Annotated in this window: 21 protein-coding genes and 1 tRNA gene; 12 read left to right on the top strand and 10 right to left on the bottom strand. The window is 64.3% G+C overall.

What is annotated here, in order from left to right; genetic code table 11:
* The 10 genes from AAZQ98_RS17010 to AAZQ98_RS16965 form a co-directional block, all read left to right on the top strand.
* A partial coding sequence (locus AAZQ98_RS17010; protein ID WP_434693967.1) for an HU family DNA-binding protein occupies positions 1 to 98 on the top strand: 98 nt, incomplete at its 5' end.
* 275 nt (positions 99 to 373) lie between these two features.
* Complete coding sequence (locus tag AAZQ98_RS17005; protein ID WP_013349906.1) at positions 374 to 658, top strand: HU family DNA-binding protein; 285 nt, start codon at positions 374 to 376, stop codon at positions 656 to 658.
* A 158-nt stretch (positions 659 to 816) separates the two neighbouring features.
* Positions 817 to 1,425, top strand: a complete 609-nt coding sequence (locus tag AAZQ98_RS17000) for a hypothetical protein (protein ID WP_332730598.1) — start codon at positions 817 to 819, stop codon at positions 1,423 to 1,425.
* Between the two features lie 43 nt (positions 1,426 to 1,468).
* Complete coding sequence (locus AAZQ98_RS16995; RefSeq protein WP_434693956.1) at positions 1,469 to 2,059, top strand: copper resistance CopC family protein; 591 nt, start codon at positions 1,469 to 1,471, stop codon at positions 2,057 to 2,059.
* Positions 2,060 to 2,134: 75 nt separating this feature from the next.
* Positions 2,135 to 2,671: a copper chaperone PCu(A)C gene (locus AAZQ98_RS16990; protein ID WP_434693955.1), complete on the top strand. Its 537-nt coding sequence runs from the start codon at positions 2,135 to 2,137 to the stop codon at positions 2,669 to 2,671.
* Positions 2,658 to 3,806: a Dyp-type peroxidase gene (locus AAZQ98_RS16985; RefSeq protein ID WP_434693953.1), complete on the top strand. Its 1,149-nt coding sequence runs from the start codon at positions 2,658 to 2,660 to the stop codon at positions 3,804 to 3,806. The genes AAZQ98_RS16990 and AAZQ98_RS16985 overlap by 14 nt, the downstream gene beginning before the upstream one ends.
* A 65-nt stretch (positions 3,807 to 3,871) precedes the next feature.
* On the top strand, positions 3,872 to 5,926 hold the full coding sequence (locus tag AAZQ98_RS16980; protein WP_434693951.1) for a cytochrome c oxidase assembly protein: 2,055 nt from the start codon (positions 3,872 to 3,874) through the stop codon (positions 5,924 to 5,926).
* A complete protein-coding gene (locus AAZQ98_RS16975; RefSeq protein WP_434693948.1) occupies positions 5,919 to 6,683 on the top strand; it encodes a hypothetical protein in 765 nt (254 codons plus the stop codon). Before AAZQ98_RS16980 ends, AAZQ98_RS16975 begins: the two co-directional genes overlap by 8 nt.
* 172 nt (positions 6,684 to 6,855) lie before the next feature.
* The gene (locus AAZQ98_RS16970) at positions 6,856 to 8,763 is read left to right on the top strand and encodes an NHL domain-containing thioredoxin family protein (RefSeq protein WP_434693946.1); all 1,908 of its coding nucleotides are present in this window, start codon (positions 6,856 to 6,858) and stop codon (positions 8,761 to 8,763) included.
* Positions 8,764 to 8,944: 181 nt separating this feature from the next.
* Positions 8,945 to 10,183, top strand: coding sequence for an MFS transporter (locus AAZQ98_RS16965; protein ID WP_434693944.1), 1,239 nt, complete (start codon positions 8,945 to 8,947; stop codon positions 10,181 to 10,183).
* Here the strand turns inward: AAZQ98_RS16965 and AAZQ98_RS16960 are convergent.
* From AAZQ98_RS16960 to AAZQ98_RS16925, 8 genes are all read right to left on the bottom strand, one after another.
* Positions 10,180 to 11,202, bottom strand: coding sequence for a hypothetical protein (locus tag AAZQ98_RS16960; RefSeq protein ID WP_133833547.1), 1,023 nt, complete (start codon positions 11,200 to 11,202; stop codon positions 10,180 to 10,182). The two genes, AAZQ98_RS16965 and AAZQ98_RS16960, sit on opposite strands and share 4 nt — an antisense overlap.
* A gap of 66 nt (positions 11,203 to 11,268) precedes the next feature.
* Positions 11,269 to 12,801 (bottom strand): helicase HerA-like domain-containing protein, encoded by a 1,533-nt coding sequence (locus tag AAZQ98_RS16955; protein ID WP_434693942.1) that lies wholly within the window; start codon positions 12,799 to 12,801, stop codon positions 11,269 to 11,271.
* Positions 12,802 to 12,819: 18 nt separating this feature from the next.
* Positions 12,820 to 13,587 (bottom strand): amino acid ABC transporter ATP-binding protein, encoded by a 768-nt coding sequence (locus AAZQ98_RS16950; protein WP_434693940.1) that lies wholly within the window; start codon positions 13,585 to 13,587, stop codon positions 12,820 to 12,822.
* Entirely contained in the window at positions 13,574 to 14,239 is a 666-nt protein-coding gene (locus AAZQ98_RS16945; protein ID WP_105657025.1) for an amino acid ABC transporter permease, read from the bottom strand. Before AAZQ98_RS16945 ends, AAZQ98_RS16950 begins: the two co-directional genes overlap by 14 nt.
* Positions 14,240 to 14,312: 73 nt before the next feature.
* On the bottom strand, positions 14,313 to 15,140 hold the full coding sequence (locus tag AAZQ98_RS16940) for a transporter substrate-binding domain-containing protein (RefSeq protein WP_434693937.1): 828 nt from the start codon (positions 15,138 to 15,140) through the stop codon (positions 14,313 to 14,315).
* Positions 15,141 to 15,227: 87 nt separating this feature from the next.
* Complete coding sequence (locus tag AAZQ98_RS16935; RefSeq protein ID WP_133833550.1) at positions 15,228 to 16,157, bottom strand: AEC family transporter; 930 nt, start codon at positions 16,155 to 16,157, stop codon at positions 15,228 to 15,230.
* A 69-nt stretch (positions 16,158 to 16,226) separates the two neighbouring features.
* Positions 16,227 to 16,297 (bottom strand) — tRNA-Gly (locus tag AAZQ98_RS16930).
* A gap of 105 nt (positions 16,298 to 16,402) precedes the next feature.
* Positions 16,403 to 16,888 (bottom strand): SseB family protein, encoded by a 486-nt coding sequence (locus AAZQ98_RS16925; RefSeq protein WP_434693935.1) that lies wholly within the window; start codon positions 16,886 to 16,888, stop codon positions 16,403 to 16,405.
* Between the two features lie 111 nt (positions 16,889 to 16,999).
* On the opposite strand from AAZQ98_RS16925, the gene AAZQ98_RS16920 reads away from it, so the two are divergent.
* Positions 17,000 to 18,706, top strand: a complete 1,707-nt coding sequence (locus AAZQ98_RS16920; RefSeq protein WP_332485900.1) for a fumarate hydratase — start codon at positions 17,000 to 17,002, stop codon at positions 18,704 to 18,706.
* 426 nt (positions 18,707 to 19,132) lie between these two features.
* On the opposite strand, the gene AAZQ98_RS16915 is transcribed toward AAZQ98_RS16920, so the two are convergent.
* Positions 19,133 to 19,993, bottom strand: a complete 861-nt coding sequence (locus AAZQ98_RS16915; protein ID WP_434693934.1) for a M15 family metallopeptidase — start codon at positions 19,991 to 19,993, stop codon at positions 19,133 to 19,135.
* Between the two features lie 189 nt (positions 19,994 to 20,182).
* Here AAZQ98_RS16915 and dcd point away from each other — a divergent pair, with 189 nt between their 5' ends.
* A complete protein-coding gene (gene dcd / locus AAZQ98_RS16910) occupies positions 20,183 to 20,764 on the top strand; it encodes a dCTP deaminase (protein ID WP_013349886.1) in 582 nt (193 codons plus the stop codon).
* An 80-nt stretch (positions 20,765 to 20,844) separates the two neighbouring features.
* On the opposite strand, the gene AAZQ98_RS16905 is transcribed toward dcd, so the two are convergent.
* Positions 20,845 to 22,167 (bottom strand): MFS transporter, encoded by a 1,323-nt coding sequence (locus AAZQ98_RS16905; RefSeq protein WP_434693931.1) that lies wholly within the window; start codon positions 22,165 to 22,167, stop codon positions 20,845 to 20,847.
* Positions 22,168 to 22,212: the final 45 nt, after the last annotated feature.

Here is a 22,212-nt window from a genome sequence, read left to right as displayed (position 1 = left end):
GCAACCCACAGACCGGTGAAGCAATCCAGATTCCTGCTGGCCACTCGGTCAAGCTGACCGCTGGGTCGAAGCTGAAGGCTGCTGTAGCCAAGAAGTAAGCTTCCGCTAGAGCTTTGCGCAAGGCCCGCTGTCCGTTCCCGGATTGGCGGGCCTTGCGGCGTTAAGGAACGTTGCAAAAGCCTTCATTGAACCCAAAAATGCTGCCGTTGAGCCAAGAAATCTGCAATTAGTTGAAAAAATCCCGGTTTTCCGCCTGTTTTCCGCTGTTCTGGGGCAAAACGTTTGATATGTTCTCACTGGTAAGACCGTGCGACCGTGCGGCGTTCGGGGCCCGGAAGAGGGCTTTGGATCACTAGTCCAGGAGGACCATACATTGGCTATGAACCGTAGCGAACTTGTTGCTGCTGTTGCAGCGAAGACCGAAAACTCCCAGGTTGCCGTTAATGGTGTTCTGGATGCAGTCTTCGAGGTTTTCGTCGACCAGATTTCCAAGGGTGAGAAGGTGTCGATCCCAGGTTGGTTGGCTGTAGAGCGCACCGATCGTGCAGCTCGCACCGGCCGCAACCCACAGACCGGTGAAGCAATCCAGATTCCTGCTGGCCACTCGGTCAAGCTGACCGCTGGGTCGAAGCTGAAGGCTGCTGTAGCCAAGAAGTAAGCTTCCGCTAGAGCTTTGCGCAAGGCCCGACCCGCTCCGGAGAAATCCAGGAGGCAGGGTCGGGCCTTCTGCTTTATCGGAGCACCGTTTGAGGCGCTCTTCTACTTCGCGTAGAATCAGCTTCGATCGTAGAACTCCGCGAAGAATGGCTGCCCATCGTGTCACAGAAACCCGCAACCCGCGTTATCCGCGGCTGGTTGGCGGCAAGCGTGTGCACCTGGACAGCCTTTGCCGCGCACGCCCACAGTGCGCCCACAGCGCTGTCGGTGGTGGCCATGGTGCTCATTACCTGCGTCTCTGCGGCTATCGGCGTCGTGCTGGTGGGCCGGAAGTTCTCCTTGTGGGCGACCAGCCTGGTCGTGCTGCTCAGCCAGGGGCTCTACCACCTGAGCTTGTCGGTGATGAGCCACCAGGGCGGCGATCTTTCCGGTCTGGAACACGCGCACCATGCGGGGCGCAATCCAGCGCTGGCGCAGGACATCACCGCGCAGTACGCCAACGTGCATACCGAATCGATGCTCTACGCCCACGTGCTGGCCGCGATCGCCAGCGTTCTGGTGCTCTACGGCGGTGAACGCCTGCTCAAGGCCTTGGCCGGCTGGCTCACCCTTTCAACGGCCCGGCGGATCCTCTCGCGCATTCGCGTGCAGGTACCTGCTGCCCGGCCGCTTCGTGCCTACTTCCCCTTGCGTTTCCAACTCAAGCTGGCGCAATTGGGAAGACTGCCGGAGCGCCGCGGTCCGCCCTGCTTCATTCTTGCTGCCTGAGTAAAGAATCGAAGCGCCCCGCAAGGGGCTTGGAAGGAACATCATGAGCGTAGTAACCAAGAACATCACCCGGCTGGTCGCAGTACTGGCATTCTCCTTGCTGGCCTTTGCCGGCTCGATCGGTGCCGCCAACGCGCACGACCAGCTGATCGGCTCCACCCCGGAGGCCGGGGCCACCATCAAGGAAGTGCCCGAGGACATCACCCTCGAATTCTCCGGCGTGCTCCAGAGCCTATCCGGCGTGGACTCCACGGTGGTCTCGCTGACCCTCGATGGGGAAAAGATCGACACCGAGGCCAGGACCAAGGGCACCAAGGTCACCGTCACCCCGGCCAAGGAGCTGGGCAACGGCGAGTACCAGCTGGCCTACCGCGTGGTCTCGTCTGACGGCCACCCGATCGAGAACAAGATCGGCTTCAGCGTCGACGCCCCGCAAGCCGCCCCAACCCTGGTCAGCTCGAGCGCGCCAGCGGCGCCTAGCGACTGGGCAGGGTCCGCCGACGTGGATCCAGGCACCAACCCGGTCCAGGACCTGGGCAGCTCGATGAGCCCGGTGGTCTGGGTCATCATCGGCGTCGTCATCCTTGGCGGCGCGCTGGGCGTGCTGGCCAAGTTCATGCGCCAGTCCAAGTAGCCCCCACCCTTCCGGTGCGCCCGAGGCCACCGCTGCCTTTGGCGCGCCTGCACACCGAACCGAAAGCTTGAGAACATGAATTTCCGCAAAACCACTGCACTGGCCCTGGGCCTTGGACTGCTGCTCACCGGCTGCGCGCAGAGCGCCGACGGGCAGCAGCCCGCACCGGCCGCCGAACAGGAAACCGCCGGGCAAGCCCAAGCGCTGGCCACCAGCGAGACCTGGGCCAAGGCCGCCGAGTCGGGCATGAGCGCGGCCTTCGGCATCCTGCACAATAATTCTGGCACCCCGATTGCGCTGCGCAAGATCAGCAATGCCCAGGGCGATCAGATCCAGATCCACGAAATGCGCGGCACCGGCGACGGGATGACGATGGCGCAGCTCGAAGGGGATCTGGTGATCGAACCCGGCAAGGACGCGGTGCTGGCACCGGGCGGCCACCACCTGATGTTCATGGACCTGCAGGAACCGCTGGTGGCGGCCCAAACGGCGAGGCTGAAGCTGGAATTCGCCGACGGGTCGAGCACCGAGGTGGACTTCCCGATCCGCAACTTCGACGGGGCCAACGAAAGCTACGACGAGCATGCCGGGGATGCGCATGCCGGGCACTAGCGTCGACCGCCGGGTGCTGCTGGGCACCACCGCGGCCGCCGCGCTGGGCGGGATGCTCACCGGGTTCGGCACCGGAAAGCTGAGCGCTCCAGCGCCAGCAGCCACCGCCGACCCGCAGGGGTACCGCCCGTTCTACGGGAAGTACCAGTCGGGGATCCTCGACGGCCAGCAGGCCCACGCGGTCTTCGCCGGGTGGGATCTGCACTGGCGCGAAGGCTCCAAGAAGGAACAGCTGCGCGCGGTGCTGCAGATGATCACCGATGATGCGGCCCGGCTGGCCAGCGGCCGCGGGGTGCTGGCCGACACCGAACCTGAAATGGCGCAGCCCGGAGGCGAGCTGACGCTGACCGTGGGGCTGGGCCAGAGCCTGCTGGATGTGGCCGGGCGCGGGCAGATCGGCACGCTGCCGCGCTTCGCCGGGGACCAGCTCGATGAGCAGTACGGGCAGTGCGATCTGCTGATCCAGTTCTGCGCGCAGGAGCAGACCGTGCTGCACCATGCGGTGCGGGCGGTGTCCAAGAACCTGCGCGGGCTGGGCGCCAGGCGCTTCGCCCAGACCGGGTTCATCAACCCCGGCGGGCGCGGGTTCCGCAACCTGTTCGGCCAGCTTGACGGGATCAACAACCCCGGCGGAGAACTGCGCGAGAGCGCGGTGTTCGGCCAGCCGGGCTGGATCGAGAACGGGACCACCCTGGCGCTGCGCAGGTTCGAGATGGATCTGGACGGCTGGGACGAGGTGGACGGCGCCGGACGGGACCATGCCCTGGGCCGTCGGCAGTCCGACGGCGCGCCGCTGTCGGGCACCAGCGTGGATGACCCGGTGGACCTGGCCGCGGCCAATGAGCTGGGGCTGCCGGCGATCGCGGCCAACGCCCACGTGGCGCTGGCCAAGCCGGCCAGCGCGGACGAGACCATGCACCGGCGGGGCTACAACTTCGACGGGGCGGCTTCCGGGTTGCTGTTCGCCAGCTACCAGCGCGACCCGGCCACCAGCTTCATCCCGGTGCAGCACCGGCTGGCGGCCGCAGATGCGCTGAACACCTGGCTGAAGCCGGTGGGATCGGGCTTGTACGCGATCCTTCCCGGGGTGCGCGAAGGCGGCTACCTGGGGGAGGCGTTGCTGGGCCAGGTGTGAGATGCGCCCAAAGCGGGCTGCCGCGCGGTGACCGGCCGGGCGAAAAATGAGATGATGAGAAGGTTATGGATACAGCACAGCGCACGGTTTCAGTCACCCGCTTCATCCTGCCCGGAATCCTCGCTGCGGCGGTGGCCTTCCTGGCGGCGGTGTTGTTCACCGGGATCGCCCGGCCGGCGGATTTGGCCGATCCCGGGGCTTTCGTGCGCTGGTCGCTGCCCATCTCCCGGGCCATCCACCATGCCTCGATGTCGCTGAGCATCGCCGCACTGGTCTTCGGTGCGGCGATCATCCCGCGGTCCGCCAAGGTGACCGGCGATGCCGAAGGCCAGGCCCATCCGGCGTTCGCCCGCACGATGAATATCGCCGCCGGGGCCGCGGTGGTGTGGACCCTGTCCGCGGCCACCGTCATGCTGCTGACCTTCTGGGATTTGGCCGGCATTCCGATGAGCCTGGATCCGCAGTATTCGGCCGCGATCCTGGACTACATCCTGTCGATCACCAGCGGGCGGGCCTGGGCCTGGATGGTGGTGATCGCCGCGATCACCAGTTCGCTGGCCCTGGCCGCGCGCTCCAGGACCACGGTGGGGCTCAGCGCATTCTTCTCGCTGTTCGGCATCCTGCCGCTGGCCTTCATCGGCCACGCGGCCGGGGGAGACGACCACTTCGCCGCGGTGAACTCCATCGGCCTGCACCTGCTGGCCGTGGTGCTCTGGTTTGGCGGCATCATGGTGCTGGCCCTGCTCGCTCCGACGCTGGCCGGCGAAGCGCCGGGACGCAAACGCGGGCAGGTGCTGGCCGGGGTGGTGCTCAAGCGCTATTCCGCGCTGGCTACCTTCGCAGTGTTCCTGATGATCGGCTCGGGCCTGGCCTCGGCGGTGATCCGCATTACCGGCTGGGACCAGTGGCTGACCCCGTACGGCATCCTGGTGATCGTGAAGATCCTGATCACCCTGGGGCTGGGCGCACTGGGCCTGTGGCATCGGCGCATGGTGATCCCGCGGCTACTGGAGGGCAAGTTCACGGCGCTGCGCGCGGCCTGGCAGGTAGTACTCGGCGAGGTCATCCTGATGGCTGCGGTGATGTCGGTGGCCACCGTGCTGGCGCGCACCGCTCCGCCGACTTCCGATGAGCCTCCGGTGCAAGCGACCCCGGCGCGCCTGCTCACCGGCTACGACCTGCCGCCGGCCCCGGATACCGCCGCGTGGTTCACCACCTGGCGCATGGACTGGATCTGGGTGGCCGTGTGCCTGTTCGGCCTGGCCGTGTACCTGTGGGCCTTCATCAAGCTGGCCCGCCGCGGCGACAAGCCCAGCGTGCTGCGCCTGGCCAGCTGGATCGTGGGCCTGTTCGCGCTGTTCTACGTGACCAGCGGCGCGGTGGCCGTGTACGGCAAGATCCAGTTCTCCACCCACATGGTCGATCACATGTCGCTGACCATGATCGTGCCGATCTTCCTGGTGCTGGGCACCCCGGTCACGCTGCTGCTCAAGGTACTGGGATCGCGCGTCGACGGCACCCGCGGCCCGCGCGAATGGATCCTCTACCTGGTGCACTCGCGCTACTCGAAGGTCATCACCCACCCGATTTTCGCCGCGGTGAACTTCGCCGGCTCGATCGTCGTCTTCTACTTCACCCCGTTGCTGGAACCGGCCATGCGCTACCACGCGGGCCACGAGCTGATGAACCTGCACTTCCTGCTCACCGGATACCTGTTCGCGCTGTCGCTGGTGGACGCCGACCCGGTCCCCAAGCGCTACCCGTACCCGATGCGCCTGGTGGTGCTGCTGGCCACCGTCGCCTTCCACGCCTTCTTCGGTGTGGCGCTGATGAGCACCGAAACCCTGCTGGCCCCGGACTACTTCGGGAACATGGGCCGCACCTGGGGCGGCACCGCATTGGAGGACCAGGTGGTGGGTGCCGGGGCGATGTGGGCGATCGGCGAAGTGCCGACCCTGGTCCTGGCCATCTTCGTGGTCATCTCGTGGCTGCGCCAGGACAAGAAGGACACCAAGCGCTACGACCGCCAGGCCGAGCGCGACAACGACGCCGAGCTGGCTGCCTACAACGAAATGTTCGCCCGCTTCAAGCAAGCCGACCGAAGGGACCCACGTGCCTAGCACCAAGAAAATCCTCGCCGCCTCCCTGGCGGTGTGCGCGCTGCTGGCCGCAAGCGCCTGCTCCGCGCAGTCCGAAATGCCGCAGGACGAAACGCACAAGATCGCCGTGCAGGGCACCGCGACGCCCAGCGCATCGCAAGAGCCGCAAAAGCCTGCCCAGCCGGAAGAAATGACCACCGCGCAGGTGGCCACCACGGCCGGCGCCGTGATGGCCGCCGAGCTCGGCTTCCCCTCCAGCGCCAAGATCCAGGGCGAGGACCTCGAATCCCTGGCCACGCCGCCCACCGATACGCTCAAGGACCTGGTGGTCCTGCCGTCCCAATGCTCGGCTCCGATCGAGGACTTGAACTGGTCGCCGGTGCAGCTGGGCACCGAGGCGGCGCGCACCGACTTCACCAACGAGAACCAGTCGATCACCGGGTCGGTGGAGGTGGCCAAGCTCGGCGACGGGGCGGCGAAGGTGGCGGCGCACAATGCGAACGTGGCCACCATCCTGGCGGAATGCAAGAGCGTGAAGCTCAACGGGCTGGACTACCGCGAGACCCTGGCATTCTCCGATCCGGGCGTGCAGGATGCGGATTCGGCCCTGTACTACAGCCGTGATGGGCAGTATGCGCAGGATTCGCTGGTGCTGATCAAGAGCACCGGGGAGTATGCGGTGATGGTCTCCTTCCTCTCGGCGACCTCGCTGCAGGATGCCACCTTCAACCAGGTGGCCACCGGCATCATGGACACCGTGCTCGCACAGCTGCCCTAGCCCGCCGCCCCGGCAGGGAATAGAAGCCCTGGGCCTGCGGTTACACCAGCAGACCGTGAGCGAGTTTCACACTTTTCTCAATGTTGCTTAACACCGTTAGCCCCAGCGGGCCGCGGTGGCAGATAATTGAGGTTCGAATTGCCGCAGCCGCGGCGACAGCGAAAGGATCACCATGAGCACTTCCGAATCCGTCCGCGCCAATTACAAGGTGCGCGCCAGCGAACTGCTGGGCCGCAACTGGCTGAATACCGGCGGCAAGCAACTGGATCTGGACGCATTGCGCGGCAAGATCGTGCTCCTGGACTTCTGGACCTTCTGCTGCATCAACTGCCTGCACGTGCTCGACGAGCTGCGCCCGCTGGAGGAGCAGTACAAGGACGTGCTGGTCACCGTCGGCGTGCACTCCCCGAAGTTCGAGCACGAAGCGGATCCGGATGCGCTGGCCGCCGCCGTGGAGCGCTATGAAATCCACCACCCGGTGCTCGACGACCCGGAATTGGTCACCTGGCAGGCCTACGGTGCCCGCGCCTGGCCAACCCTGGTGGTATTGGATCCCGAAGGCTACATCGTCGCGCATCTGTCCGGCGAGGGCCACGCCCAGGGCCTGGGCTCGCTGGTCGAGGAACTGGTTGCAGAGCACGAAGCCAAGGGAACGCTGCACCGCGGCAACGGGCCGTACGTGGCACCGGCAGCCCGCGAAGGCGACCTGCGCTTCCCGGGCAAGGCCATCGCCCTGGCCAACGGCAACTTCCTGGTGGGCGATTCGGGCCATCACCGCCTGGTCGAACTGGCCGGCGACCTGTCCACCGTGGTGCGCACCATCGGCTCCGGGGTCAAGGGCTACGCCGACGGGGACGCTGCCACCGCGCAGTTCAACGAACTGCAGGGCCTGGCCGCCTTGCCAGCAGAATTGGCCGCCGAGGTGGGCTACGACGTGATCGTCGCCGACACCGTCAACCACCGCCTGCGCTCGGTGAACCTGGCCACCGGCGCCGTGGGCACCCTCGCCGGCAACGGCGTGCAGCGCCTGCTGGATTCGGAGAACGCCCGCCAGGAAGTCCAGCCCACCGAGCTGGGCACCGACGCGCTGAATATTTCGCTCTCGTCCCCATGGGATGTGCTCTACCACCCATCGGGGCAGGTCATCGTCGCGATGGCCGGAACCCACCAGATCTTCGCCTTCGATCCGCGCACCGGCGCCGTGTCGGTCTTCGCCGGCACCGGGCTGGAAGGCCTGGCCGATGGCGCGCCGGATGAGGCCTGGTTCGCCCAGTCCTCGGGCCTGGCGCTGGATGGCGAGAACGTGTGGATCGCCGACTCGGAAACCAGCGCCCTGCGCTGGATCGAGGTCGAGGACGGCAAGGCGAGCTCCGTGCATACCGCGGTGGGCACCGGCCTGTTCGACTTCGGCTTCCGCGATGGCGATGCGCAGCAGGCGCGCCTGCAGCACCCGCTGGGCGTGGCCGTGCTGCCGGACCACTCGATTGCCGTCGCCGACTCCTACAACGGCGCGGTGCGCCGCTTCGATCCGGCCACCAAGACCGTGTCCACCCTGGCCAAGGGCCTGAAGGAACCGGCCGACGTGCTGGTGGACACCACCGTGGACGGCGATCCGGTGCTGCTGGTCGTGGAGACCAACTCCCACCAGCTGGTGCGCATCCCGATCCCTGCCGAAGCACTGGTGGTCGACCAGGGCGCCAGCCAGACCCAGCGCCCCAAGACCCGGGTGCAGGCCGGCAAGCACGGGATCCTGGTCCGCTTCGCCGCACCCAAGGGGCAGAAGCTCGATGACCGCTGGGGCGATCCGACCCAGCTGAAGATCTCGGCCAGCCCGGAGGAACTGATCCTCGACGGCGCCGGCACCTCGGTGGGCCTGTCCCGCACCCTGGAACTGAATCCGGAGGTGGCCGAGGGCGTGCTGCACATTACCGCCCGCGCGGCGGCCTGCGATGGCGAACCGGGCGGCGAGATTCCCGATCACGCGGCCTGCCACCTGTACCAGCAGGACTGGGGCATTCCGGTGGTGCTGGACGCCGAGGGCGAGGACGAACTGCTCCTTGACCTGCGTGGCGTGAACTAGCCCCGGCCCGAAGCATGCATCAGGTGCACCAGGGATGGTGCGCCTTTTGCGTGCCCGGCGGCGAACGCCCGGGCGGCGCCGCAGCAGGAATCTGAGGAAACCTCAGCATTTTCCTGCCTGGGTGGCTAGACTGGAGGGCGGGAGGAGCCGGAGGGATCTGGCGGTAGCTATGGCGTCGAAAATGTTCCGTGCACTGGAAGTACCAAATTACCGGTTGTGGGTGATCGGTGCGCTGGTCTCCAATATCGGAACCTGGATGCAGCGCGTGGCCCAGGACTGGCTGGTGCTCACCGAGATCACCGACCACGATGCAGTGGCCACCGGCATCACCACCGGCCTGCAGTTCCTGCCCGTGCTGCTGCTGGGCCCCTATGCCGGACTGATCGCCGACCGCTTCGACAAGCGCCGGCTGCTGATCCTCACGCAGAGCTTCATGGGAGTCTGCGCCCTGGTCCTGGGCCTGCTGGTGGTCACCGGCACGGCGCAGCTGTGGCATGTCTACGTGCTGGCCACGATGCTGGGCATCGGCGCCTCCTTCGACGCCCCGGCACGCCAGGCGTTCGTCTCCGAAGTGGTTCCCGGCACCCACCTGGCCAACGCGGTGGCGTTGAACAGCGCCAACTTCAACCTGGCCCGGCTGGCCGGGCCCGGCGTGGCCGGTGCGGTCATCGCGCTGGTGGGCACCGGACCGGCGTTCCTGCTCAACGGCGCCTCATTCCTCGCGGTGATTTTCTCGCTGGTGTTCATGCGCAAGGACGCGCTGAACCCTTCCAAGCCGGTCGCGCGCGCCAAGGGGCAGGTGCGGGAGGGCTTGGCCTACGTGAAGAACCGCAAGGACCTGGTGCTGATCTTCTTCCTGGCCGGCGTGATCGGCACCTTCGGGCTGAATTTCCAGATGACCAACGCGCTGATGGCCACCGAGGTCTACGGGGTCGGAGCGGGGGAGTACGGCATCCTGGGCTCGATCATGGCCGTGGGCACCTTTGGCGGGGCGCTGTTCGCCGCCCGGCGTTCGGCTCCGCGCTGGCGCTTCCTGATCGGCGGCGGCGTGTTCTTCGGCATCGCCGGGATTGCCAGTGCGTGGATGCCCAACTACATCGCGTTCGCGCTGGTGCTGATCCCGGTGGGACTGGGGTCGCTGACCTTCTTGAACAGCTGCAACACCATGGTGCAGACTTCGGTGCCCCCGGAGTACCGGGCGCGCGTGCTGGCGCTGTACCTGATGGTGGTGATGGGCGGTACGCCCATCGGCTCGCCGCTGATCGGCTGGTTCGCTGAACTGTTCGGGATCCAGATCGCCGTGACCATTGGCGCCGGGTTGTCGCTGGCTGCCAGCTTGGCAGCGCTGGTGGTCTGGCAGAAGTTCAAGACCAATGCGGTGCCGCTGCGCAGCCAGTTCCGCGAACTGCTCGGACGCTAGCCGGCCACCTGTTCGCCGCCGGCCACCGGAACCACGGAAACTTCGGTGGTGCTGGTGGTCAGTTGCGCGGTGAAGGAGTAGTCATCCTTGACGGTCTTCTTGGCCTTGGCGCCGGTGCGCAGATCCTGCTCGGTCAGGGTCAAGGTAGCGGTGGCCTTCAGCGGGGACAGCACCCAGGCGCCGTTGTAGTAGTTCACTTCAATGGTGGGGTACTTCGCGATGGACCAATCGATGGTTGCCGGGTCCACGCGCGCCGAGGTGCTGTAGGCGAACGGGCATCCGGCAGGCATCAGCACCTGCTCGCTGGCGCACTCGTTGAGGTAGTTCTTCACCTTGGCATTGATGGCAGCGATGAATTCCTTGGTCGGCTCGGTCTTCAGCGCGATCTCCACCGGCTCCTTGGCAGGCTTGGTGACCACCATCCCGCGGGTGTCGGCCGCAAAGTTCTTGGTGCTGAAGCTCGCGTCGAGGATCGAGGGGTAGAACACCGGAAGGGTGCTCACGCCAGCTGACAACGGGATCTTCTGCTCGTTGACCGTGACCTCGTTGACGGTGTTGGCCTTGATCTTCACGCTGGGCAGCGTGCTTGGCTCGAAGGCCCACTTGTCGAACAGCAGCCAGGATTTGCCGGCATGGCGCAGCGTGTAGGTCGATTCCTTGTCCACGCCGTGGGCCTTGTAATGCGCGGTGACGGTGCGCAATTGCTCATCGCCCTCTACCGCCTGGGCCTTGTCGGTGGAGAAATCCGTAATTCCGGCCTGGGTGCGCTTGAGCACGTCCCCGTCCAGGGCGACAGCATCGCCCTGCGGGACCTGGGCCTGCATCAGGCCCAGGGCTTCGGCGCCTTCGCCCCTGGCCAGATGCTGCTGCAGCGCCTGCACCTGGTGCTGGGGGGAGAAGAGCGTACGGTTGGCGGCGATCGTTCCGGCAATGACCAGAACGACGACAGCCGCTGCAGCCAATGCCCAGCGAAGAGCCAGGCGGGCAGCGGAGATCGGCGTGGAATTACGAGTGTTCATCAGTAGCTAGGCTATCTGGTTTCCGGGCCCAGACCGAAAACGGCGTGCTGGAAGAGCCAGGTATTACTAACGGCGGCGCTTGCGGTTGCCGAAGAAGCCGCGGATCAGCTCGCGGCCAATCACCTTGGCGGCGCCCATGGCCATGTCCATCATCGGGTTCTCCTGGCGCGATTGGCTCTGGCGTGGGGCGCTTTCCCGTCGTGGCTCCTTCGCCGGCTCGGGAGCAGGGGCTGGTGCCGGCGCCGCGGCTTGGGTTTTGGCCTCGAGCATTTCGCGGGCAGAATCACGATCCACTGCGGCGCTGTACTGCGCAGCCAGCGTCGAAGTGCCACGGACCTGGGCCATCACCTCAGGTGAGGCCGGGCCGATGCTGGAGCCCGGCGAGGACATCTTGGTCCACGCTACCGGGGTCGGTGCACCTTTCTCGCCCAGCACGGTGACCACAGCCTCGCCGACACCGGCCTGGGTCAGTGCTTCCTGCAGGTCCAGCTCCCCGGTGGGGAAGGTCTTGATGATCTGCTTGAGCGCGCTCTGGTCCTTGGCGGTGAACACGCGCACCGCATGCTGGATGCGGTTACCCAGCTGGCCGAGCACCTCATCGGGCAGGTCGGTCGGGGACTGGGTGATGAAGAACAGGCCCACGCCCTTGGAGCGGATCAGGCGCACGGTGTTGATGATCGCATCGGTGAACGCCTTGGTCGCATCCTTGAAGAGCAGGTGGGCCTCGTCGAGGAAGAACACCAGCTTGGGCTTCTCCAGGTCTCCGGCTTCTGGCAGGTCCTCGAACATGTCGGCCAGGAGCCACATGAGGAACGTGGAGAAAAGCATTGGCTGGGAGCTGACCGAGGGCAGTTCCAGGATGTTGATGACGCCCGCGCCGTCGCGTACCTGCAAGAAATCCGCGGTATCGAACTCCGGCTGCCCGAAGAACTGGTCCAGTCCCTGGGTCTGCATGATCGTGATGCCGCGCAGGATCACCGATGCGGTGGATGAGGAGACGCCGCCCAGGGCGGCCAGCGCCGGGGCTCCGTCGTCGCTGAGCAGGAAGCTGATGACAGCTTTCAGGTCGCTGAGGTCATCCAGCGGCAGCTTATTGGAATCGGCGTAATGGAAGATCAGCTGCAGGCATTCTTCCTGGGTTTCGTTCAGTTCCAGGACACGGGCCAGCAAGATCGGGCCGAAGGCGTCCACGCTGGCGCGTACCGGGACGCCCTGCCCGTTGCCACCCAGGCTGAGGAACTCGACCGGGTTGGTGCGCGCAACGAATTCGTGGCCGAGCTCGGCCAGTCGGGCACTGAGCTTCTCCGACGGTTCGGCAGGCTGCGCCAGGCCGCTCAGATCGCCTTTGACATCGGCGAGGAAAACAGGAACCCCGGCCACGGAGAGCTGTTCTGCCATGGTCTGCAGGGTGACGGTCTTGCCGGTGCCGGTGGCACCAGCGATCAGGCCGTGGCGGTTGAGCATTTTCAACGGCAGGCGGACCTGCGCTGTTGGCTCGGCCTTGCCGCCGATCAGTGCAGCCCCGAGTTCCAAGCAATCGGATTCGAAGTTGTAGCCCTCAACGAGGCTGGTCAGCAAAGTATTCGTTTCCTGGGTCATGGCTTCACTCTATTGCTTTTAGAACGGGTGCAACAGACGCTGGACGAAAGTTTGGGTGCGGGGGTTGGCAGGCGTGCCGAGCACCTGGGCCGCCGGACCGGTCTCCACGACCACCCCGCCATCCATGAACACCACGGTGTCGGCCACATCCCGGGCAAAGGCCAGCTCGTGGGTCACCAGCACCATGGACCAGCCCTCCTGGGCCAATTCCTTGATGACCGTGAGCACCTCGCCGACCAGCTCCGGATCCAGTGCGCTGGTGGGTTCGTCGAAGAGCAGCAGATCCGGCTGCTGCATCAGCGCGCGGACAATGCCTACGCGCTGCTGCTGGCCGCCGGACAGGGAGTTCGGGTAGGCGTCGGCTTTGGCTTCAAGGCCCACGCGGGCCAGCAGCTTCTTCGCCTGCGCCAGAACCTGGTCCTTGGGACGCTTTTGCACCTCGATCGGCCCGATGCTCACGTTCTGCAGCACCGTCAGATGGGGGAACAGGTGATGTCCCTGGAACACCATCGCCGAACGGTTGCGCAGGATCTGTGCGGCCTTGGGTTTCATCCCGGCGCTGAAGGAAACTTCCGGCCCGCCGGCGAATCCGACGGTGCCGGCATCGGCGATTTCCAGGCCGTTCAGGCAACGCAGGGCGGTGGTCTTGCCAGAGCCCGACGGGCCAATCAGTGCCAGCACTTCACCGGAATGCACGGTGAAGTCGATGCCCTGGAGCACCTGGTTCTCGCCGAAGGCCTTATGCAGGGCGGTGACGGAGAGCAGGGCGGAATTACTTGGCGACATACTTTTCAAGCCTTCCTTCAACAGAGTTTTGCAGGGCCGAAAGCACCAGGCAGATGACCCAGTAGATGGCTGCGGCCTCGCAATAGAGCAGCAGGAACTCGTAGGTGGAGGCCGTGATTTCCTGGGCCTTGCGGAACATTTCGGTGACCAGGATGGTGGAGGCCAGCGAGGTGTCCTTGACCAGGGAAATGAAGGAGTTCGACAGCGGAGGCACAGCCACCCGGGTGGCCTGCGGCAAGATCAGCCGGTACAGGGTGCGCGTGCGCGACATGCCCAGGGTGTAGCCGGCTTCCCATTGGCCCTGGGGGACCGAGAGGATCGCGGCACGAATGATTTCAGCGGCGTAACCGCCGATGTTCAGGCTGAAGGCGATGATGGCACTAGGCCACGGGTCGATGGTCAGGCCTACCGAAGGCATGCCGTAGAAGATGACGAACAGCTGCACCAGCAGCGGCGTGCCGCGAATGATGGAGATGTAGATCCGGGCAATCGAGGAGATGACCCGGTTCTTGCTGATCCGCATCAGCGCCATCAGCAAGGCGATGACCAGGCCCAAGGCCATGCTGATCAGGGCCAGCGGAATGGTTGCCGTGATCGCCCCGAGGGCTAACGGCCCGAGCGAGTCGAGGAATAACTGCCATTTCGAATCCATGGGCTACCTTTTGCGCAAATGAGACTGGCTCCACGCGTTCTTACGTGTGGAGCCAGTCTACTTATAGTGTCTGCTACTTGCTGACGTCTTCGCCGAAGTACTTCTCGGAGATCTTTGCCAGTTCCCCCTCGGCGCGCAGCTCATCGAGCGCGGTGTCAATGGCCTGGGCCAGTTCAGTGGAATCCTTGCGCAGGGCTACAGCGGATTCGCTCTTCTCCTCGGATTCGGCAGCGATCTTGATGCTGTCATCCGGGTTGGTCTTCTGCGCATCCAGGAACGTCAGCTTGTCGTTCACGGTGGCATCGACACGGCCCTGCTTGAGCAGGGTGATCGACTGGGCCCAGCCTTCCACCGGCTCGACGTTCGCGCCGGCGGCCTTGGCGGTCTCGTAGAAGTTGCTGGTCAGCGACTGCGCGGTGGTCTTGCCTTCCAACGTCTCGAAGGAGGTGATCTCGCTGGTATCGCTCTTGGTCACCACCACGCCGGTGGAGACGGTGTAAGGCTGGGTGAACAGGTACTTCTCTTCGCGTTCCGGGTTGATCGAGACCTGGTTGGCGATGGCATCAAAACGCCCGGCATCCAGTCCGGCGAAGATCGCGTCCCACTGGGTTTCCTGGAACTTGACCTCGACGCCCATCTTCTCGCCGACGGCTTCGATGACCTCGACGTCGTAGCCGGTCAGCTCGTTGCCCTCGTGGTAGGAGAACGGGCGGTAGGTGCCTTCGGTGCCCACGGTCAGCACGCCCGAATCCTGGACCTTCTTCAAGGTGGCTCCGGTGTCAGCCGAGGACTTGGCGCCACCGGATTCGCTTGCGGAGGTCGATGGGCCTGCCGAGCCGCAGGCGCTCAGTGACAGGGCGATAATTGCGGCAGTAGCCAGCAGTGGTGCGGTGCGCTTCATGGTGACCTCGCTAGGGGAGTGGATAAAACCTGTTGTCCTACTGAACACTCTAGTGATGATCGCTTATTCCTGCAGGTGGAAGTTACGCTAAATTCCGAGGACGATCGCCAGCAGCATCATCAGCGGGATCGCGCAGATGGTGGTGACCAGGACCGTGTCCTTCGCGATTACCACCCCGTGGTCATAGCGCATGGCCGTCACGAAAATGTTCTGCGCAGTTGGCAGGCCGGCCATGATGACCGACGCCACCAGCAGCTCGCCACGCAGATTGAATACCCAGTAGGCCAGTGCCCAGGCCAGGAACGGGTGGAGCAGCAGCTTGGCTCCGGCGGCGATCAGCACATCGGCGCGGCGGCCCGACTTCTTTTCCAGCGGCTTGGAACCCACCAAGGAGATGCCGAAAGCCATGAGCATGGCGGGGATCGAGGCGCCGGCGATCAGGTCGATCGGTTCGAGCACGATGGAGGGCAATTCGATGCCGGTCAGCGCGACGGCCAAGCCGAGCAGCGACCCGATGATCATCGGGTTCTTCGCGGTAGCCAGCAGCAAAGCAATCGGGGTGGTGCGGTGCCGCGAGGTGGTTGCATCCAGCATCGCCAGATTGATCGGCTGGTAGAGGGCCAGCTGGAAGAGGATGATCGGTGCCGCGTAGGACATGTCGCCGAGCACGTACAACGCGATGGGCAGGCCCAAGTTGGCGGAGTTCACCGTGGAGGCGGACATTGCCGCGATGATGCTTTCGGATGCCGGGCGCTTGAGCATCCGGGCCGTCGCCAGGTAGTAGAGCACCGCGGTCAGCGCCGCGGACAAGGCGGCAACCCAGAGCAGCGGCCCGAGCACGGAAACCGGATCGGACTCGGCCAGGGTGGTGAACAGCAGGGCGGGGCTGGCCACGAAGAAGGTGACCCGGCTGAGCACATGGCGGCCTTGCTCGCCCAGCACCCCGGTGCGGCCCACCAAGTAGCCGACGAGAATGACAACCCAAATGATGGAGAAGCCTTCGAGGACTCCGGTCATCGTGCTCCTTCGCTGGCTATCAGCAGACCAACAACGCCGGAGCACCATTGGTGCCCCGGCGTTCGCTTGAGCGGGCGACGGGAATCGAACCCGCGTATCGAGCTTGGGAAGCTAGCGCTCTACCATTGAGCTACGCCCGCAGTGCACCGAGCGGCCTATTGACGGCCCGGGCATCAAAAGCATATCCCACGAATCCCGCGCACCGGAAAACGGCACGGAAAATCGTGGCCAAAGTTACGCAATGCCTATTCGGAGGGCTTCTCGTTGAGCAGCTGCTCGCGCAGGATTGCCACCCCATCGGCCGGGACCTCGAAGCTGAGCTCGTCGCCGGGGTTCACCACGAAGCCGGTGTTCTCCAATGCGCGCACCACGGTGGCGCCCTGGACCTTCACGCCGTACGGCGCCATGTCGATGTACGAGGAGGGGATGCGCTCCAAGGTGGTGAAGACCGCAACCACGGTCTCGCCGGAAGGGTTGGTCAGCATCATCGGCTGGGCATTCTTGTTCTCGCCGGTGACCTCTTCACGGGAGAGGAAATACACCTCGGCGCTCATGAAAGCGCCGATGACCGAGCCGGACAGCTCAGGCTTGTTGAGCCCGGCCTGCAGCATCATTTCGAAATGCGTCTTGGGCTGTGCCCGCTGCTTGTCCATTGGCGTTTCGATGATCGCATCCGGGACCTGGTCTGGTTCTTGGCCTTCAGCGGCGGCGGAGGTGTTCTCGTTGCTCATGTACTACAGCATGTCGCGATAAACCCCCAGGTGCAAACGCCGAATGCGGTTAATTCGGGGTAGAGGCCTAAAATGGCAGATGAGCACACACGATTGAATCAAGGACTGAGCATGCCTGAATTCCGTTACGAGGATCTTCTGCCAATTGGCGAAGATACCACCCCGTACCGCAAGATTTCCTCCGAAGGTGTCGAAGTTGTCGCCGGCCCGGATGGAAAGAACTTCCTGAAGGTCGCGCCGCAGGCACTGGAGCAGCTGGCCGAGACCGCGCTGCACGACATCTCGCACTACCTTCGCCCGGCCCACCTGCAGCAGCTGCGCAATATCCTCGACGACGAGGATGCCAGCCCGAACGACAAGTTCGTCGCCCTGGACCTGCTGAAGAACGCCAACATCGCCGCCGGCGGCATCCTGCCGATGTGCCAGGACACCGGTACCGCGATTGTCATGGGCAAGCGCGGCCAGCGCGTGCTGACCGAAGAGCAGGACGAGATCTCGCTCTCGCGCGGCATCTACAACGCCTACACCCGCCTGAACCTGCGCTACTCGCAGCTGGCTCCGATCACCACCTGGGAAGAGAAGGCCACCGGCAACAACCTCCCGGCGCAGATCGACCTCTACGCGAACACCAAGGACGGCGCTGACACCAGCTACAAGTTCCTGTTCATGGCCAAGGGCGGCGGATCGGCCAACAAGTCCTTCCTGTACCAGGAGACCAAGGCGATCCTCAACGAGAACTCGATGCTGAAGTTCCTCGATGAGAAGCTGCGCTCGCTGGGCACCGCCGCGTGCCCTCCGTACCACCTGTCCATCGTCATCGGCGGCACCAGCGCCGAGATGGCGTTGAAGACCGCGAAGTACGGTTCGGCCAAGTACCTGGATTCGCTGCCGACCGAAGGCGCGATGACCGGCCGCGGCTTCCGCGACACCGAGCTGGAAGACAAGGTCCTTGAGCTGACCCGCCACTTCGGCATCGGCGCGCAGTTCGGCGGCAAGTACTTCTGCCACGATGTGCGCGTGGTGCGCCTGCCTCGCCACGGCGCCTCGCTGCCGGTGGCCATCGCAGTATCCTGCTCGGCTGACCGCCAGATGCTGGCCAAGGTCACCGAAGAGGGACTGTTCGTGGAACAGCTGGAAACCGATCCAGCCCGCTTCATGCCGGCGGAGGACCACCCGGCCCTGGCCGCGCACGACGACGAGACCGACGGGGTCACCGGCACCGGTGGTTCTTCGGTGGTCAAGATCGACCTGAACAAGCCGATGAGCGAAATCCTGGCCGAACTGACCAAGTTCCCGGTCAAGACCCGTTTGTCGCTGTCCGGTCCATTGGTTGTGGCCCGCGATATCGCGCACGCCAAGGTCAAGGAACGCCTGGATGCAGGCGAGGAAATGCCGCAGTACCTCAAGGACCACCCGGTCTACTATGCAGGTCCTGCCAAGACCCCAGAAGGCATGCCTTCGGGTTCCTTCGGCCCAACCACCGCAGGCCGCATGGACTCCTACGTGGATCAGTTCCAGGCTGCCGGCGGCTCGATGGTCATGCTGGCCAAGGGCAACCGCTCCAAGCAGGTCACCGACGCATGCAACACCCACGGCGGCTTCTACCTTGGTTCCATCGGCGGCCCGGCGGCACGCCTGGCCCAGGATTGCATCAAGAAGGTCGAGGTGCTCGAATACGAGGAACTGGGCATGGAAGCGATCTGGAAGATCGAGGTCGAGGACTTCCCGGCCTTCATCGTTGTCGATGACAAGGGCGAGGACTTCTTCGCCGAGACCCTGAAGCCGACCTTCACCGGCATTCCGGTGCGCGCGAAGTAATTCTCCAGCGCTCCGGGCGGGAACCACCTGCCATGAACTGCTCCCCAAAAGTTGGACTGTAGAAGCCAGCAACTTTTGGGGAGCATTTTCATGCCGTCCGGCGCCACGCAACCTGGAAAACCGTTCCCGGGATTGCACGCCGGTGCGGAGGGCAGATTCCAGGATGCTCCCGCAAAGGGAAGCCTCTTGCGCGAAGCGCCGAGGGGCAGGGTGCTGACGAAGCTACTTTGCGTGAACTTGCTGCTTGGCATCCCGGGCACTAGTTAATATTGGACGATAGTACTGGATGCCCCGCTGCACCATGATGCGGGCACTGCCCAACGCCCAGCGGAATTCGGGCAGAGCCGCGAAATGGCGACTCGCAGCGGCAATTTTCGTGGTTCCGGCGGTACTGGTGGACCTGGCAGCGGCCTGTTCCAGAGCGGGCTACTGGGTGAAGCCGAAGCCCCAGTCGCGGTACGGCGGAAGGAAACGCAGGACCATCAAGTCCTCGTCCACGACAACATCTTCGCCGGCCTTCTTGGATTTTTCCTGCGGCTCTTCGTCTTTGGCTTTCGCGGGTTCTTTCTCGATAGCTGCCTTTGCTTCGCTTTGCTCGGCATCCGCTATCGAGGCGGCCAGCATCTGGTGGTACTCTTCGAACGTTTCCGCTCCGGAAGCAAGCATCGCTTCGGCATGCTCGACGCCGACATAGCGCACATGCCACGGCTCGTACTTGTAGCCGGTGATCTCTTCCTTGCCCTGGGGGTAGCGGATGATCAGGCCGTATTCCGCCGCGTGCTCGGCAATCCACAGGCCGGCCGGGGTCTGGCCGAATTCTGCTTTCAATTCGGCGCGGCTATCGGTGTAGCCCAGGTCTGCGGCCAAACCAAGCTGGTGCTCGCTGGTCCCGGGGCGTGCAGAAATCCGTTCGGCATAAGCGGTGCCGTACTTGGCTTGGTACTGGTTGAACAAGACTGCCTGACGCTGGTATGAACGGTATGCGCTCAGCAGCTTGATCGAATGGCCGGCAGCGCGCGCATCAGCAATGAACGCTTCGATGGCCTTTGCCGCCTCGGGACGCAGGGTCATCGAGCTGCCGGCAACACCAACTAGCTTGCCGGGAACATAGTCCTCCGGCGAAAGCTTCGTGGTGGGGTTGATCAAGGCCAAGGGGCTCGATGCCTTCGACAGCTGCGAGCTCTCGACGGCAGGCAGATCCTCGGCCGGCGCAGCGAGTGCGGCGGTGCCGGAGAGCAGCAATGCCGATGCGAGTACGGTGCCAGTCAGCGCGGAGGCTAGGCGCATGTTGAATAAACCCTTGAGTTGCGGAGCGATGATGGGAAATCCCAGCTTAACGATAGCTGGAAACGCTGGGTAATTGGTGGGAAATCTGCGACCAGCTGGTGAACGGGAGGCGGCCAGTGATCTCGACTCACTGTACATAATTGGCCTAATAGTTCGGCTGCCGGGGAAAGTCAGGATAAATTTATACGCGTGTTGTATTCAGATGGTGACATTCGTCGAGAAATAGCGTCCGGTGAGATTGGGCTAGAGCCCTTTGACCCGCAGATGGTCCAGCCCGCATCCGTGGATGTTCGACTTGACCGGTTCTTCCGGCTTTTCGATAATCACAAGTATGCGCACATCGATCCTTCGGTGGAGCAAGATGAACTGACGCGCCTGGTCGAGGTCGACCCCGATGAGCCATTCATCCTGCACCCGGGCGAATTCGTGCTCGGCTCGACCTACGAAGTGGTGACCTTGGGCCACGGCGTGGCCGCGCGGCTGGAAGGCAAGAGCTCCTTGGGCCGCCTTGGCCTGCTCACCCACTCCACCGCGGGGTTCATCGATCCGGGGTTCTCCGGCCACGTGACCTTGGAACTGTCCAACATGGCCACCTTGCCCATTAAGCTGTGGCCGGGATCGAAGATCGGTCAACTGTGCTTCTTCAAGCTGACGTCGGACACCGAGCATCCATACGGTTCGGGACCCTACGGCAACCGCTACCAGGGCCAGCGTGGCCCCACGGCTTCGCGCAGCCACCTGAACTTCCACCGGACCATCATCGAGAACTAAGCGGCAGTACCGCTCAGGATCCCGCAAACGGCGCTGGCCCCCAACACTTGTTGGGGGCCAGCGCCGTTTGCGGCTGGAAGCTACGCGGTGATCTTCTTGGGCGACCGGATTGGCAGGAGCAGGAGCAGGCCGAGCGCCAAGACCACCAGGATGCCCAGGATGCCGTAACGCTGGGCTTGGCCGGATGCCACCAGCGGGGTAGCGATGGCGATGGCCCCGGCAAACAACGCCGGTGCCAGGAAGGACACGGCGCGACCGGTGGTCGCGTACAAACCGAAGAGCTCTCCTTCGCGTCCTTCGGGAATCAAGCGCGAGAGGTAGGAGCGCGAAGCTGCCTGTGCCGGTCCGACGAACAAGCACAGCAGCAGGCCGAAGATCCAGAAGCCCGCGGCTTCGGGGGAGAAGAAGACACCGGCGCCGGCAACCAGCAGGCCGATCAGCGAACCGACAATGACCGCTTTCGGGCCAGCCACGTCATCGATGCGGCCGCCAAGGACCGCGCCCAGGGCCGCAACGACGTTGCCGACGATCGCGAAGATGATCACTTCGGTCAGTTCGAAACCGAAGGTGCCCGCGGCAATGACGCCGCCGAAGGTGAAGATGGCGGCCAGCCCGTCGCGGAAGACGGCGGAGGAGCAGAGGAAGAAGAGCAGGTTGCGGTCGCTGCGCCACAGTTCCCTGATGTTGTTGAACAGGACCTTGTAGGTAAGCATCAGCGGGATTTTCTTCGAGGTGCTCGGTGGCGCTTCGGGAATCACGAAGAACAGCGGCAGCGCGAAGAGCAAGCACCAAGCGGCAGAGAACACTGCCACCCAGCGCAAGTTCAACGATTCTTCGGTGCTGGCACCTGGCCAGTCCACGATTGGCTGCACGAACAGGAAGAGCACCAGGGCGAGGGCGAGGATTCCGCCGACGTAGCCCATGCCCCAGCCGAAGCCGGAGACCTTGCCGACCGTTGCCTTGGTGGAAATCTGGTTCAGCACCGCGTTGTAGTTCACGCCGGCGAATTCGCCGAAGACCGACATGGCCGCGACCAGGATCGCACCGAACCAGAGGTAGGAAGGGTCGGGGTAGACGAAGAAGCAGGCCGCGCAGATGGCGACGAGAACCAGCGTGTTGACCACGATCCACAGTTTGCGCCGCCCGGCAACATCGGCGCGAAGCCCGGTGACCGGCACCAGCAGGGCGATGGCCAGGCCGCCGATGGCCAGTGCCTGCGAGAGGACCAGCGACGCATGGTCGGTGTCGCCGAATAGCTCGCTGGTCAGATAGACGGTGAACACGAAAGTGATCATGACAGCGTTGATCGCGGCTTGGCCCCAGTCCCAGCTGGCCCACGCCCAGGTGTACTTATTAAGCCACTTTTCACGAATCGCCGACGGTTCGACCTGATTGATTCCCATGCTGGCATCGTACCTGCAACAGGTAATCAGGCGATGAATAGGAAC

Origin of the sequence: Glutamicibacter sp. Je.9.36, assembly GCF_051129975.1 — a bacterium.
Lineage (GTDB): Bacteria > Actinomycetota > Actinomycetes > Actinomycetales > Micrococcaceae > Glutamicibacter.
This window is presented reverse-complemented; position numbering and strand designations above follow the sequence as displayed.